Source organism: Mesorhizobium sp. M7A.F.Ca.MR.362.00.0.0, from assembly GCF_004023175.1.
In the GTDB taxonomy this organism is placed as follows: domain Bacteria; phylum Pseudomonadota; class Alphaproteobacteria; order Rhizobiales; family Rhizobiaceae; genus Mesorhizobium.
Window position 1 is genome coordinate 1 of sequence record NZ_RZTF01000046.1, and the last position, 13,675, is coordinate 13,675.

The window sequence follows — 13,675 nt, forward strand, 5'->3', positions numbered from 1 at the left end:
ATGCATATGGGCCGCTATGTGGCGGGTCTCGCCACTTCAGCCGCCCGCTATGGAGCCGTGATCCACGAGAACGCGGCGGTTACCGACCACACGCAGGCCGGCGGCAGGCATGAGCTGACCACCTCGCGTGGCCGGATCAGCGCCGACAATGTGCTGGTGGCGACCGGCGCCTACACCACGCCTGATTTCGGCTATTTCCGCCGCAGGATCATCGCTGTTGGCAGCTTCATCATCGCCACGCGGCCGTTGAGTGACGCTGAGATCACTGCCACCATGCCGGGCAACCGGACATGCGTGACCTCGATGAACATCGGCAATTACTTCCGGCTTTCGCCGGACAGGCGGCTGATCTTCGGCGGCCGCGCGCGCTTTTCGGCGACATCCGACCAGCGCTCCGATGCCAGGAGCGGAGAGATATTGCGGGCAGGCCTCGCGGCGATCTTCCCGCAACTCGCCAAGGTCGAGATCGACTATTGCTGGGGCGGGCTGGTCGACATGACCAAGGACCGCTTTCCGCGCGCCGGTTACCATGACGGTGTCTGGTTCGCGATGGGCTATTCCGGCCACGGCGCGCAGCTCTCCACCCATCTCGGCATCATCCTCGCCGATGCCATGCTCGGCCGCGAAGATCGCAATCCGATGAAGGGGCTCGAATGGCCGTCCATTCCCGGATACTCCGGCAAACCCTGGTTCCTGCCGATGGTCGGCCTCTACTACAAGGCGCTCGACCGTATTCAGTGATCGCCGATCCGGCCCGATCGGGGCTTCAGCCCAGCCCGCCGATGTGGAAGCTCTTCATCTCTAGATACTCCTCGATGCCGGCCTGCGCGCCCTCTCGCCCGAGGCCGGACAGCTTGACGCCGCCGAAGGGGGCGACCTCGATCGAGACCGAGCCGGTGTTCAAGCCCACCATGCCGAACTCCAGCGCCTCACCGACGCGCCAGGCGCGTTTCAAATTCTCGGTGTAGAAGTAGGACGCAAGCCCATAGGGCGTGCCATTGGCCAGCGCGATCGCTTCCTCTTCCGTCTCGAAACGAAAAAGCGGCGCGACCGGGCCGAAGGTTTCCTCGCCGGCGAGCTGCATGTCTTTCGTGGCGCCGGTCAGCACCAGCGGCGCGACATATTGAGGACCGTCCGGCAGAGCCGGCTTCTCGGTGATGATCGCAGCACCCTTGGCGAGCGCGTCCTCGACGTGACGCTTGATCTTTTCGACCGCCGCCATGTTGATCATCGGCCCGATGGCGACGCCCGGCTGCGTGCCCGGCCCCACTGTCATGGCGTTGACGCGTGCGCTGAGCTTCTCGGCGAAGCTTTCGTAGACTCCGGCCTGGACGAGGATGCGGTTGGCGCAGACGCAGGTCTGGCCGCCATTGCGGAACTTGGAGACCAGCGCACCCTCGATGGCGAGATCGAGATCGGCGTCGTCGAAGACGATGAAGGGTGCGTTGCCGCCGAGTTCGAGGCTGAGCCGTTTCACGCTGTCGGCCGCCCCGCGCATCAGCAGCGAACCGACCCGCGTCGAGCCGGTGAAGGAGATCTTGCGGACGGCCTCGTTCGCCATGATCTCGTTGCCGATCTCCGTGGGCATGCCAGTGACGATGTTGATGACGCCGGCGGGGATGCCGGCGCGCTCGGCAAGCACGCCGAGCGCCAGCGCCGAATAGGGCGTGAACTCGGATGGCTTGATCACCACCGTGCAACCGGCAGCCAATGCCGGCGCGACCTTGCGGGTGATCATCGCATTGGGGAAGTTCCACGGCGTGATGATGCCGCACACGCCGACCGGTTCCTTCAGCACGATGATGCGGCGGTCGGAGGTGGGCGAGGGGATGGTGTGGCCATTGATGCGGCGCGCTTCCTCCGCGAACCATTTGACGAAGGACGCGCCGTAGCGGATCTCGCCCTTGGCCTCGTCCAGCGGCTTGCCTTGTTCGGTCGTCAGGATCAGCGCGAGATCGTCCAGATGAGCAAGCATCAGGCCATGCCAGGCCTCCAGCAGGGCAGCGCGCTCGGCGTTGGTTTTCTTTCTCCAATCGCGATAAGCGGACGCCGCGGCCTCTATGGCCGCACGTGTGTCCGGACCGGCCATGTCGGGGACTGTGCCGATCGCCGCCTGGGTTGCCGGATCGATGACGTCGACCGTCCCGCCGGAGCCGGCAGCGACCCACTTGCCGCCAATCAGGCCGGCTTGGCGGAGGAGACTTTTATCTTTCAGGTTTTTCATCGAAAACAACCTTGCAATCAGGTGAGTGCCGCGACGACAGCGGCGGTGATGGCCTCGGTCCGGTCCTTGCCGGCAATGGTGCCTATGCCTCTGGCGGTGGTGGCTTCGACCGTCTTCATAACGCGGTCGGCCGCAGCCTTTTCGCCGAGATGTTCGAGCATCATGGCGCCGGACCAGATGGTGGCGATCGGATTGGCGATGCCCAGATGCGCGATGTCGGGCGCCGAGCCGTGCACCGGCTCGAACATCGACGGCGCCGAGCGGCCGGGATTGATGTTGGCCGAGGCGGCTTAGCCGAGCCCGCCCTGGATCGCCGCGCCGATATCGGTGAGGATATCGCCGAACAGGTTGGAAGCGACGACCACGTCGAGGCTCTCCGGCGCCATGATCATGCGCGCGGCGAGCGCATCGACATGATAGCTTGTCACGGCGACGTCAGAGTACTCCGCGGCCAGCTTTCGCGTGATCTCGTCCCAGAACACCATCGAATATTTCTGCGCATTGGACTTGGTGACGGAGGCCAGCTTGCCCCGACGCGACCGCGCTTGCTCGAAGCCGAAGCGCAGGATGCGCTCGACGCCGGCACGGGTGAAGATCGAGGTCTCGACAGCGACCTCATCCAGCGTGCCTTGATGCACGCGCCCGCCGGCGCCGGAATATTCGCCTTCGGTGTTCTCACGGATGCACAATATGTCGAAACCTTCCGCCCGCAGCGGGCCGGTCACGCCCGGCAGCAAGCGATGCGGCCGGATGTTGGCGTACTGCACGAATGCCTTGCGGATCGGCAGCAGCAGCCCGTGCAGCGAAACGGAATCCGGCACCTCCGCCGGCCAGCCGACGGCGCCGAGGAGGATGGCGTCAAAGCCGCGCAAGGTCTCGATGCCGTCCTCAGGCATCATGCGGCCAGTCTCTTTAAAGAAGCGGCAGGACCAGGGAAACTCGGTTCCTGTCAGCGCAAAGCCGGAGTGTCGGGCCGCCGTTTCCAGCACTGTCCATGCGGCGGCGGTCACATCGCTTCCGATGCCGTCACCGGGGATCAGGGCGATCGAATAGGACTTCATCGGCATCTCTTCTATAGGCTGATCAGGACGCTCTTGGTCCTGCGGTTGGCGAGATAGGCCTCGCGGCCGAGATCCTTGCCGATGCCGGAGCGCTTGTAGCCGCCGGTCGGCAGGATATGGTCGCGTGAGCGGCTGTAGCGGTTGACCCAGACAGTGCCTGCTTCAAGCTTGCGCGCGAAGCGGATCGTGCGGGACAGGTCGGAGGTGAACAGGCCGGAAGCCAGCCCGTAGGTTGGATGGCTGGACAGCGCCAGCGCCTCTTCCTCGGTCTCGAAGGTCTGGATGGTCAGGACCGGGCCGAAGATTTCCTCGACGATCGCCGGATTGGCCTGATCGACATCGGCGATCAGCGTCGGCTGGTAGAAATAGCCGGGGCTGTCCATGACGCCGCCACCGGTCAGGCATTCGCCGCCGGCCGCGATCGCGGCGCGCACGATGCTGTCGACACGCGCCCGCTGCCGCTCCGAGATAACAGGCGAATACTGTGTCGCGTCGTCCCAGGTCGGGCCGGGCAGCACCGCCTTCATCCTCTCCAGGATCGCGGCCGTCAGCCGGTCGGCCACGCTCCGCTCGACGATCAGGCGCGTGCCGGCGACGCAGGCCTGGCCGGCATTGAAGGTGACGCTGCCGGCGATGGCCGTCGCCGCCTTCTCCAGATCGGCATCGGCGAAGACGATTTGCGGGCTCTTGCCGCCGAGTTCCAGCGTCATCGGCTTGACGCCAGTGCGGGCGACGTTCTCCATGATCGCGGATCCGGCGCGGGTCGAGCCGGTGAAGCTGACCTTGGCGATTTCGAGATGGCCGGTCAGCGCCGTGCCGGTCGTCGGACCGTCTCCCAGCACCACGTTTATGAGCCCTGCCGGCAGGCCCGCCTTGACGGCGAGTTGCGCCATATAGACTGCCGAGAAGGGCGTCATTTCCGACGGCTTCAGCACGACCGCATTGCCCGCGGCCAATGCCGGACCAAGCTTCCATCCGGCCATCGAGATCGGAAAATTCCAGGGCGTGATCGCGCCGACCACGCCATAGGGCTCGCTCATGATCATGCCGAGAGTGGCGTCGTCGGTCGGCACGAGCTCGCTGCCTTCCTTGTCGGCGAACTCGGCAAAGAAGCGGATCTGCTCGGCGGTGATGGCGATGTCGCCGGCAACGAGCTGGCCGACGGGCCGGGTCGAGCACAGCGCCTCGATCCTGGCCAGCGTTTCGGCCTCCGCCTCGATCAGGTCGGCCCAGGCCTGGAGCGCCTTCGTTCGTTCGCGCGGCCGAACACCACCCCAGTTGCTGGACTTCAGCGCCGCCTCGGCGCTTTCCACGGCACGGTCGACCATATCGGCGCCGGCCACCGGGCAGGCGGCGTATGGCTCGCCGTCCGACGGTCGGTGCATCTCGATCGCACCCTCGGCCGCGATCAGCTCGCCGCCGATGAAATGGCCGACGGGGAGGGAGACGGTATCCGGGTCGAAGCTCAGGCCCATGGCACCCACTCTGGAATATTCCGCAAGAGCCTAACGCGGGCAGCAGCGCAGCATGCACCGTTCGGCGATCGGTCGCGGATGATTGTTGTGTGCCGGCGATGACAGACGGCAAAATCTGTTGCGGAGGCCGGCGCCTCGAACGCTCCCGTTATCCTACGGTTACGTAGATCTTGCGCACCGTTTCGATGGTCTTCCAAATCCCGGTGAAGCCAGGTTTCATCACGAAGCTGTCGCCGGCGCGATAGGTCACCGGTTTGCCGCCGTCGGGCGTGATTTCGATCACGCCGGAGAGGATGTGGCAGAACTCGAACGTCTCGCCCTTGATCGAGCGCGTTTCGCCAGGCGTCGCCTCCCAGACGCCGGTATGGACGAGGTCGTCCTTGGCGGCGTCCTGCGCCCAGGTCTTGAAGGCGGGGTTGCCGGAAATCAGCCGTTCGGGCAGCGCCCCGGATTCGCGCGGTGGGAAGGCAGGACTGGTATCGACGGTCTTGAGCAGGGACAAGGGATGGCCTTTCATGTTGAGTTTCAATAGCCGCGCGATCGGTCGACGAGCCCGATGGGGTCAAGACCGGCGCGGTATCGCCTGATGTTGTCGACAACGGCCTGTGCGGCGCTGGCGGGCTGGGTGACGCTGGCGACATGCGGGGTCAAAATGACCTTTTGATGCGACCAGAACGGATGGCCCGCCGGCAGGGGTTCGGGATCGGTGACGTCGATCATCGCCGCCGAAAGGTGGCCGCTGTCGAGCGCGGCGACAAGGGCTTCCTGGTCAAGCTGCGGCCCCCGACCGGCGTGGACGAGCGCCGCGCCCTTGGGCAGTTTCGCAAACAGTTCGGCATCGAGAAAATCGCGCGTCTCGTCGGTCAGCGGCAGCAGGCAGATCAAAATGTCGCTGGCCGCGAGCATCTCGTTCAGCCCGAGCTCGCTATGATGACAGGTCACGCCCTCGATCCGCCGCGGCGAGCGGCTCCATCCTGCAAGCGGGAAGCCGAAGGGCTTCAGCCGGTCGAGGACGGCCTGGCCAAGCTGCCCGAGGCCGAGCACGCCGACCCGGCGCGACCCGGCCTGCGGCTGCGCGATATCGGTCCATTCGCCGGCGCGCTGCTGCGCCAGATATCCAGGCAGGTTGCGGTGGAGCGCGAGCACGGCAAGCGTCACATATTCCTGCATCATGCGCACGATGCCGTCCTCGATCATGCGTACGATCTTCACGTTCGCAGGCACCGCATCGAGGCGAAACTGGTCGACGCCGGCGCCGATGGAAAACAGGATTTCCAGGTTCCTGTAGCGGCCGAGATTATCCGGCACGGTCCAGCTGATCAGATAACGCACGGCGTCGGGATCAACCTTTGCGGCATCCATCGTGAAGGGGACGTCCGGCAGCTCTCTCGCGAAGGCATCGGCGAAGACCGCCCCGCGGCGCGCATCGGAGTTGAACAGAAATGTCATTCCGGTTCCTCGTCAAGCCGCGCAGCGGGCGCCCAAGGCCTCGATCAATCGCTGGCAGGCCGTGAGCTCGCTGGCAAGGATGTACTCGTCCGGCTTGTGGGCGCGGTCGATGTCGCCGGGGCCGCAGATGATCGCATCGAGCCCGGCGGCCTGGTAAAGCCCGGCCTCCGTACCGTAGCTGACGGCGGCAAGCGGCACCTCGCCGATCAAGGCATGCAGCAGTCCCGCTAGCGGTGCGTCTGGCGGCAGCGACATCGCCGGATAGGCGCTCATCGGTGTCCACTCGATGCGAAAGCCATCGGCTGCAAGGGCCTCGGCCCGCGCCTTGACCGGCGCCAGCAGGCTGGCCGGGTCGACGCCAAGTATGGCGCGCGCCTCTAGGTCCAGCGTGCAGGTGTCGGGGATGATGTTGACCTGATGTCCACCCGCCACCACACCCGCTTGCAGCGAGGAGTAGGGCGGTTCGAAGGCAGGGTCGAACGGACCGTGCGTCAGCCGTTCGGCCTCGTTCACGGCCGCGCCCAGCGCAGCGGCCATGGCATGGATGGCGTTGAGCCCGAGATCGGGCCGGGAGGAATGGCCGGAGCGCCCGTTGATGATCACGCGGGCGGCCGCCTTGCCCTTGTGGCCGCGCACGGCGCGCATCCCGCTCGGCTCACCAACGATGACGCCGAGCGGCTTTGCGCAAAGTTCGGGAAGGCGGGCGATCAAATGCGGCACGCCACGGCATCCCACTTCCTCGTCATAGGAGAAGGCGAGGTGGATTGGCCTGGCAAGGCGCAGTCGCGCCAGCGCAGGCACCGCCGCGAGCACTGCTGCAAGAAACCCCTTCATGTCTGTGGTGCCACGTCCGTAGAGCCGTTCGCCCTCCTTCCGTAACGCGAAAGGATTCGAACTCCATTGCGGCTCGCTGGCGGGAACAACGTCCATATGGCCGGACAGTATGTAGCCCGGGACGTTGGCGGGGCCGATCGTCGCGAAAAGATTGGAACGATCACCTTCCGGCCCTGGAACCACGGTGACCTGGGTTCCGTGTTCCGCGAGATAGGTCTCGATCCAGCCGGCGATATCGCCGTTCGGCCTGCCGGCGACCGATGGAAAGGCGACGAGACGGTCGAGGATGTCGAAGACGTGCATTCCAGCCCTCAAAGCGTTTCGGGTTCGCCGGAATCGGTGCCGTCGACCATAAGCTGCCAAATTTCCAAAGAGGATGTGCGCGTTCTTTCGCGATTGCGTGCCGAAAGCTGAAATGTTTCAGTTGAATCTTGCGTTGCAGCGCGGCTTTCGAGCAAATCGTACCGGTCGGCTCGTTTAGCGTTGGCGGGCAGAGGGTGGCATCAGTGGGTGGCGCTCTGGTGAGGAAATCTTGCAGGGGCATGGAATTGAAGCCGTCCGGAAGCTTGAAAATCGATACCTTCTCGATGCGCATTGGCGACATCGAAGACGTCGAACTGGACCGTTTGCACGCGCTCTCGCTCTCCGTGGGATGGCCGCATCGCGCCGAGGATTGGCAATTCGTGCGTGAATCGGGGCAGGGGTTGGTGGCGCTCGATGAGATTGGCCGGGTTCTCGGCTCGGCCATGTGGTTCACGCATGGTGCCGATTTCGCCACCGTGGGCATGGTCATCACCTCACCGCGACTCCAGACGTTGGGGGCGGGGCAATGGTTGATGAAGCTGGTCTTCGACAAGGTCGTCGGCCGCGACTTGCGCCTCAACGCAACGCGCGCGGCAAGGCGGCTCTATCTCTCGCTCGACTTCCAGCCGGAGAAGACCGTTTATCAATGCCAGGGCATCGTCCGTGCGCAGACGACAGTTGGGCAGGAAAATACCCGCGGCGAAGTCCGGAGTTTGGTCGAAAATGATATTCCCGCCGTGATCGCGCTCGACGCGGCAGGGTTTGGCGTGAGGCGGGCGGCGCTCATCGAGAAGCTTTTCGCACACTCGGCCGGCTATGGTCTTTTCAAGGGTGACACGTTGAACGCGTTCGCGCTCTGTCGGCCGTTCGGGCGGGGCCATGTCGTGGGTCCGGTCGTGGCGGACAGCGACGCCGACGCCGTGGCGACCGTTCGGCCACACGTCGCCGACCACTCGGGGTCTTTCCTGCGAATCGACACCCACATGAACAATGGCGAGTTCGCCGCCTTTCTGTCGCACGCTGGAATGCCGGTCTTTGACACGGTGCTGACCATGTCGCTGGGCAAGGGCATCGCCGACATTCCGGACGGCAACTCGCTGAGGACCTATGCCTTGGCAAGCCAAACCCTCGGGTAGTTGCCTTCTGTCGCGCCATGGTGCCGGCCTGGTCGGCCCTATGCTCCCGGACCACCATGCGCCTCATCTCGGAGAGTACAATCTTGCTGGTTCCTTGAAAGCAAACATCGTGGCTGTCATGAGCATCAGCAATTCCGGGTCGCATGCCTCTGGTCTGCACTGTGCTTCCTGGCGACGATCCCTATCGGCTCCATTGTCGACTCCGTTGCCTCGCTTCGCAGCCGGCATGCGTTGCCTTGGCCGTGACGGTTCCGTTCAGTTCGCAGCGTGGATCATGTCAGCAACGCGCTCGGCCATCATGATCGTCGGAATATTCGTGTTGGCGCATGGAATCGAGGGCATCAACGATGCATCGCAGACACGCAAACCTTCCGTTTGGTAAACCTTGCCGGAAGGCGACGTTACTGCCATTGGATCATCAGGCGTCCCCATGCGGCAGGTGCCGGAGGGATGCCAGGTTCCGGCGACATGCCGGGAAATGAATTCGGTCAGCGCGGTATCGTCCTTCAGCAATCCGCCCATGGTTGTCCCCATCGTAATCACGGAATGCACAAGACCTGCGCGCAGCGGCCCGGCTATGTCGAGCATTGCCGACAGGGCGCCCCGCTGCAGCGCATTCCAATGACCGGGAACGGCGACTTTCGCGACGCGCGGCGAGTAGCTGGAGGGGAAAACGGTGCCGCGAGCGCCGTCCATGGTCGGATCAAACAAGGTCTGCGCACCGAGCCGCAAAGCGCTCTTCAGCCGCTCAAGGTCGCGCTCGTCGCTGAGCATGCGAAAATCGACCTCCGGTTCCGCATGTGGATCGGCGCTGGAAAGACGCACAACTCCGCGCGAATAGGATTTGTTGACCCAGAAGAACAAGCTGCCCATGCGCAACCCAACGGAATGCCAGCCCGAGCGCGACAGGATGGCCGCATGCATGTCCCCGGCCGGCGTTCCCTCAAGGTTGGAGGAGAAACGCCAGACCGCCTGTTCGTGATGCTCGCCTTTGTCGCGCACCCGCATGTGGGAGGGAAGGAAGGCTGCAACGGCGATCGAGGGGTGCTCCATCAAGTTTCGTCCGACCCCGGATCTCGATGCCACAACAGGAATGCCGAGAGCCGCAAGCTCGTTGCCGGGCCCCACGCCGGATCGCAGCAGGAGTGCTGGCGAATGAATGGCGCCGGACGTCACGATCACCTCGCGGGCCATGATCGTCCCTGCGTGGTGCCCCGATATCTCGGCGCCGATTGCGCGGGCCCCATCGAAGAGGATGCGCGTTGCCATGCTGTCGGTCACGATTTTGAGGTTCGGCCGTTTGCGCACTTCGGGCCTCAGATAGGCGATGGACGTCGGCAGGCGGTCGCCCGCATCGCTGACCGCGATCGCGCCGCGAAAGGCGCCGTCCTGCCAAGGGCCGTTCTGGTCTGACTTGATCGGATGTCCCCGTGCCTCCAGCGTTTTCATCACGCGTGCGACGAAGGGTGAAATCTTTGCATCGCTGATGCGGCGGATGGTCAGCGGGCCATCCATGCCATGCAGCGGTCCTTGAAAATCCCTGTCTGCCTCGAGCTTCCTGAAGTAGGGCAGGCACTCCTCCCAGCCCCAGCCGGTGGCGCCCAGCGACACCCATTCGGCATAGTCGGAGGGCGCGCCGCGATTGGCCATCAGCGCGTTGATGGCCGAGCCGCCGCCGAGAAGTCTGGCCTGCTCATAGCGGCGCGACAGACGCGGCGCGCTGTTGGAGCGGGCGTACCCCATCATCGCGGTCAGGGAAGACCAGATGTTGCTTGTGTCGAGATAGGCGCGGCCGGGGTAGCGGCTGCGCCCCGCCTCTGGAATGTCATCGGCGGATATGTTGCGTCCGGCTTCGACCAGCGTCACGGTGCGGTTTGGATCCTCCGACAGCCGTGCGGCAAGGACGCAGCCGGCCGAGCCGCCCCCAAGGATCAGATGATCGACGATCATCCGGCTTTCTCGGTGCGCCGCTTACTGCCGCGCGCGTTGATCGCCACCAGCATCAGCATGATGAAGGAAACGGCAGTCAAAAGCGAGCTGATGGCGGCGATTGTCGGGTCGATCTCGTCGCGCAGCGCCGTGAACATGCGCTTGGTCAGGGTCTGGTATTCACCGCCCGAGATGAACAGCGAAACCACCGTTTCGTCCATCGCGGAGATGAAGGCAAACAGCAGGCCCGAAATGACGCTGGGCCGGATCTGCGGCAAGGTGACGATGAAGAAGGTGCGCAGCCGATTCATGCCGAGGCTGCGCGAGACCATCTCTTGCGTATGGTCGAATTTGCGAAGGCCGACCAGCACCGAGGTGATCACATAGGGAAGTCCGAGCATTGTATTGGCGAGAATAAGGCCCGTCATGCTCGCCAGCAGCCCGATTTGCGCATAGACGAGAAAGACGCCGACGGCGGTGATGACGATGGGCACGACCAGCGGCAAAAGCAGGAGCAGCTGCAAGCTGCGCACCAGTTTCGACGATGTCATGTTGAGCGCATAGGCGGCGGCCGTCCCGAAAATCGTGGCCAGCACGGCGCTACTAACCGCGACGATCAGGCTGACGCGGGTCGCCTGCATCCAGGCGGCGCTGCTGAGGTATGCCTCATACCAGCGCAGCGACCAGGACGGCGGCGGGAAGGTCAGGAACCGGGCGCTTGAAAAGGACATCGGCACAATGATGACGATGGGTATGACCAGCCAGGCCAAAATAAGAGCAACGACGGCGTAAAGCAGGAGACTGGAAACGCGCATGCCTCACCTCGTTCCGATGATGCGTTCGAAGGGAATGAGAAGGCTTGCCAGCTTGAAGACGAGGAAGACGCAGATCATCAGGACGACGCTGATCGAAGAAGCAGCCCCCCATTCGTTGTAGACTTGGATGTTGCGCGATACGAGCATGGAAACCATGTAGGTGCGCCCGCCGCCGAGCAATTCTGGCGTGATGTAGAAGCCAAGCGTCAGCACGAAGACCAGAACCATGCCGGCAATCATGCCTGGCAGCGACAGCGGCAGGAAGACACGCAGAAAGACATGCATCGGGGATCCCCCGAGGCTTGAGCCGGCCATGACCAGCTCCTGCGGGATCTTCTTCATCGTGGCGTAGAGAGGCAGCACCATGAAGGGCAAAAGGATGTGAATGGTGGCAAGCACGGTGCCGAATTCATTGTTAACCAGCAACAGCGGGCTGTCGATCACTCCGGCACTTTTCAGCGCGGAATTGACGATGCCAGTGCGCTGCAAAAGGATCAGCCAGGCATAGGCGCGCACCAGAACGCTTGTCCAGAAGGGCAATAGGACCAGCGCCAGAACCACCATGCTCCAGCGCTGTGGAAGTCCCGCCGCCACATAGGCGACGGGATAGCCGAGCAGAACGGTTACCAGCGTGACGACAAAGGCGATGCGGAAGGTCTCCAGGAACGTCATCCAGTAGACGGAATCGGTTAGAAATCGCTGATAATTGACGATGGTGAAGCCACCATCCTGCCAGACCGACTGCCAGGCCAGCCAGCCGAGGGGCACGATCAGAAGCGCACCGACGACCAGCAGCGCGGGCGCCAGAAGCAGAAGCATCAGCCTCTGCTCGCTGCGCTCGTGATTGTCGGACGGGGTTGCTATCGCTGTCGTCATCAATGACCCTCCCAAGACGTCTTTGCGCTTTCTGATGCAGGTCGCTTCCCGCAGCCGCTGCGCACTTGCGGACGACATGCTTTACTGCTGGATAAAGGACGCCCAGCGCTTTTGCGCGTCTTCGCCAGCCTTCGAGCTCCACCATTCGTCGGACACCAGAACCTGTCTGGCGGCATTTTCGGGGGAACTTGGCATTTCAGCCGCGCGCTCGGGCGTGATCTTACCGGTCTTGTAGGCTTCCGGATTGCCCGGACCGTAATCGATATAGGCCGGGAAGTTCGCTTGAATATCCGGCGTCATCGCCGCGTTGATGAATTTGACCGCCGTGTCGAGGTTTGGCGCACCTTTCAGGATGCACAGCGAGGTATATTGAAGGAAGCCCTGATTGAATGTGTAGCTGACGGGGATGCCTTCCTTGGCGACTGCGGTGACGCGGCCGTTCCACGCCATTTCCATATCGACTTCGCGATCGGCCAGAAGCTGCGCCGACTGCGCGCCCGATGTCCACCAGACGGTGACATAAGGCTTGATTTCCTCGAGTTTCTTGAAGGCCCGATCGACATCCAGCGGATAGAGCTTGTCGGCCGGTACGCCATCCGCCAGCAGGGCCGCTTCGAGCGTTGCGAGCGGATGGTTGCGCAGCGCCCGCGTGCCCGGAAATTTCTTCACGTCCCAGAAATCAGCCCAGCTTTTCGGCGGATTGTCACCGAACTTGTCCTTGTTGTAGGCGAGCACGCTTGAATAGAATTCGTAGGCTACGGAATAAGGGCTCTTGTACTGCGCCGGCATCTTCTGTGCATTGGGGATCTTGGAAAAATCGAGCTTTTCGATCATGTCTTGCTGTCCGCCGCGAATGCAATCCTGCGTCGGCGTGTCGACGACGTCCCACACCGGCTTGCCGGTTGCCGTCTGGGTCTTGATGACGGGCCAGGCATCCGGCGCGCTGTCCTGGTTGATGGTGATGCCTAGCAGTGCGGCCACCGGGTCGAGGATAGCCTTGGTCTGGGCTTCTTGATAGGCGCCGCCTTGCGAGACGAACGTGATCTGTTCGGCCGACGCAAAACTGATGGAAAGACCGATGACTGAAGCGGAAAGCACGAGCGTGGAAAATTTCGGTATCATGTCCGTTCTCCTCTTGTTGGCAGGGTTTCAAACCCTGTTTTGACGCTTGAATGCTGGGTCTTAGCGCCCGATTGCATCGAGGAACTGGTACCATCCGGCGACAAGCCGGACAGCGGGTTCCCGGATGGGGTAGAAAGGAACGGGTTTCAGCCGTTCCGAAGTCAAAAGCCCCAGATCCGGGCTTTCGCCGGCTACGATAGCGGCGACGTGTTTTCCCATATTGGAGGCCAGCGCCACGCCGGTGCCGTTGTACCCGACCGCATAGACGATCCGGTCATCAAGCCGGCCGGCATGAGGGATGCTGTCCATCGTCATCGCGACCAGACCGGACCAGCGATGGGTAACAGTTGCCTCGGCAAGCTCCGGGAACTGACGAACCATAGCCTTGTGCAAAGCCGTAAAAGCGCTTTGCGAATCCTTCTTGCCGAAGGCGCCACGCCCGCCATAGAGC

The 13,675-nt window shown here is 63.3% G+C and carries 12 protein-coding genes and 1 pseudogene; 2 read left to right on the forward strand and 11 right to left on the reverse strand.

Features of this window, described 5'->3' with window-relative positions; all coding sequences use genetic code 11:
* On the forward strand, positions 1–741 hold a 741-nt coding region (locus tag EOC06_RS09080), incomplete at its 5' end, for an FAD-binding oxidoreductase (protein WP_164898516.1).
* Between the two features lie 25 nt (positions 742–766).
* On the opposite strand, the gene EOC06_RS09085 is transcribed toward EOC06_RS09080, so the two are convergent.
* The 6 genes and pseudogenes from EOC06_RS09085 to argE all read right to left on the reverse strand — a co-directional run bounded on the left by EOC06_RS09085 (position 767) and on the right by argE (position 7,346).
* Positions 767–2,224, reverse strand: coding sequence for an NAD-dependent succinate-semialdehyde dehydrogenase (locus tag EOC06_RS09085; protein ID WP_127327809.1), 1,458 nt, complete (start codon positions 2,222–2,224; stop codon positions 767–769).
* A 17-nt stretch (positions 2,225–2,241) separates the two neighbouring features.
* Positions 2,242–3,285, reverse strand: a pseudogene (locus EOC06_RS09090) (tartrate dehydrogenase).
* 11 nt (positions 3,286–3,296) lie between these two features.
* Complete coding sequence (locus EOC06_RS09095; protein WP_128307570.1) at positions 3,297–4,760, reverse strand: aldehyde dehydrogenase; 1,464 nt, start codon at positions 4,758–4,760, stop codon at positions 3,297–3,299.
* 148 nt (positions 4,761–4,908) lie between these two features.
* On the reverse strand, positions 4,909–5,262 hold the full coding sequence (locus EOC06_RS09100; protein WP_127327965.1) for a cupin domain-containing protein: 354 nt from the start codon (positions 5,260–5,262) through the stop codon (positions 4,909–4,911).
* Between the two features lie 23 nt (positions 5,263–5,285).
* The gene (locus EOC06_RS09105) at positions 5,286–6,209 is read right to left on the reverse strand and encodes a glyoxylate/hydroxypyruvate reductase A (protein ID WP_127327806.1); all 924 of its coding nucleotides are present in this window, start codon (positions 6,207–6,209) and stop codon (positions 5,286–5,288) included.
* A gap of 12 nt (positions 6,210–6,221) precedes the next feature.
* Positions 6,222–7,346, reverse strand: a complete 1,125-nt coding sequence (gene argE / locus EOC06_RS09110; protein WP_127327805.1) for an acetylornithine deacetylase — start codon at positions 7,344–7,346, stop codon at positions 6,222–6,224.
* 239 nt (positions 7,347–7,585) lie between these two features.
* On the opposite strand from argE, the gene EOC06_RS09115 reads away from it, so the two are divergent.
* Entirely contained in the window at positions 7,586–8,482 is an 897-nt protein-coding gene (locus EOC06_RS09115; protein ID WP_128307565.1) for a GNAT family N-acetyltransferase, read from the forward strand.
* A 255-nt stretch (positions 8,483–8,737) separates the two neighbouring features.
* Here the strand turns inward: EOC06_RS09115 and EOC06_RS09120 are convergent, their stop codons facing one another.
* The 5 genes from EOC06_RS09120 to EOC06_RS42025 form a co-directional block, all read right to left on the reverse strand.
* Positions 8,738–10,432, reverse strand: coding sequence for a GMC family oxidoreductase (locus tag EOC06_RS09120; RefSeq protein WP_128307566.1), 1,695 nt, complete (start codon positions 10,430–10,432; stop codon positions 8,738–8,740).
* Positions 10,429–11,226 carry an ABC transporter permease gene (locus EOC06_RS09125; RefSeq protein WP_127327802.1) on the reverse strand — a complete coding sequence of 266 codons (798 nt, stop codon included), beginning with the start codon at positions 11,224–11,226 and terminating at the stop codon, positions 10,429–10,431. Before EOC06_RS09125 ends, EOC06_RS09120 begins: the two co-directional genes overlap by 4 nt.
* Positions 11,227–11,229: 3 nt before the next feature.
* Positions 11,230–12,102 (reverse strand): ABC transporter permease, encoded by an 873-nt coding sequence (locus EOC06_RS09130; RefSeq protein WP_127327801.1) that lies wholly within the window; start codon positions 12,100–12,102, stop codon positions 11,230–11,232.
* An 81-nt stretch (positions 12,103–12,183) separates the two neighbouring features.
* Complete coding sequence (locus EOC06_RS09135; RefSeq protein WP_127327800.1) at positions 12,184–13,224, reverse strand: ABC transporter substrate-binding protein; 1,041 nt, start codon at positions 13,222–13,224, stop codon at positions 12,184–12,186.
* A 60-nt stretch (positions 13,225–13,284) separates the two neighbouring features.
* Positions 13,285–13,675: FAD-binding oxidoreductase (locus tag EOC06_RS42025; RefSeq protein ID WP_245469420.1), on the reverse strand; the 391-nt coding region annotated here is incomplete at its 5' end.

Bases quoted from the DNA above. Each gene is read 5' to 3' on its own strand.
- EOC06_RS09085 (WP_127327809.1), bottom strand. From the start codon at position 2,224: ATGAAAAACCTGAAAGATAAAAGTCTCCTCCGCCAAGCCGGCCTGATT.
- EOC06_RS09095 (WP_128307570.1), bottom strand. From the start codon at position 4,760: ATGGGCCTGAGCTTCGACCCGGATACCGTCTCCCTCCCCGTCGGCCAT.
- EOC06_RS09105 (WP_127327806.1), bottom strand. From the start codon at position 6,209: ATGACATTTCTGTTCAACTCCGATGCGCGCCGCGGGGCGGTCTTCGCC.
- argE (WP_127327805.1), bottom strand. From the start codon at position 7,346: ATGCACGTCTTCGACATCCTCGACCGTCTCGTCGCCTTTCCATCGGTC.
- EOC06_RS09115 (WP_128307565.1), top strand. From the start codon at position 7,586: ATGGAATTGAAGCCGTCCGGAAGCTTGAAAATCGATACCTTCTCGATG.
- EOC06_RS09120 (WP_128307566.1), bottom strand. From the start codon at position 10,432: ATGATCGTCGATCATCTGATCCTTGGGGGCGGCTCGGCCGGCTGCGTC.
- EOC06_RS09125 (WP_127327802.1), bottom strand. From the start codon at position 11,226: ATGCGCGTTTCCAGTCTCCTGCTTTACGCCGTCGTTGCTCTTATTTTG.
- EOC06_RS09130 (WP_127327801.1), bottom strand. From the start codon at position 12,102: ATGACGACAGCGATAGCAACCCCGTCCGACAATCACGAGCGCAGCGAG.
- EOC06_RS09135 (WP_127327800.1), bottom strand. From the start codon at position 13,224: ATGATACCGAAATTTTCCACGCTCGTGCTTTCCGCTTCAGTCATCGGT.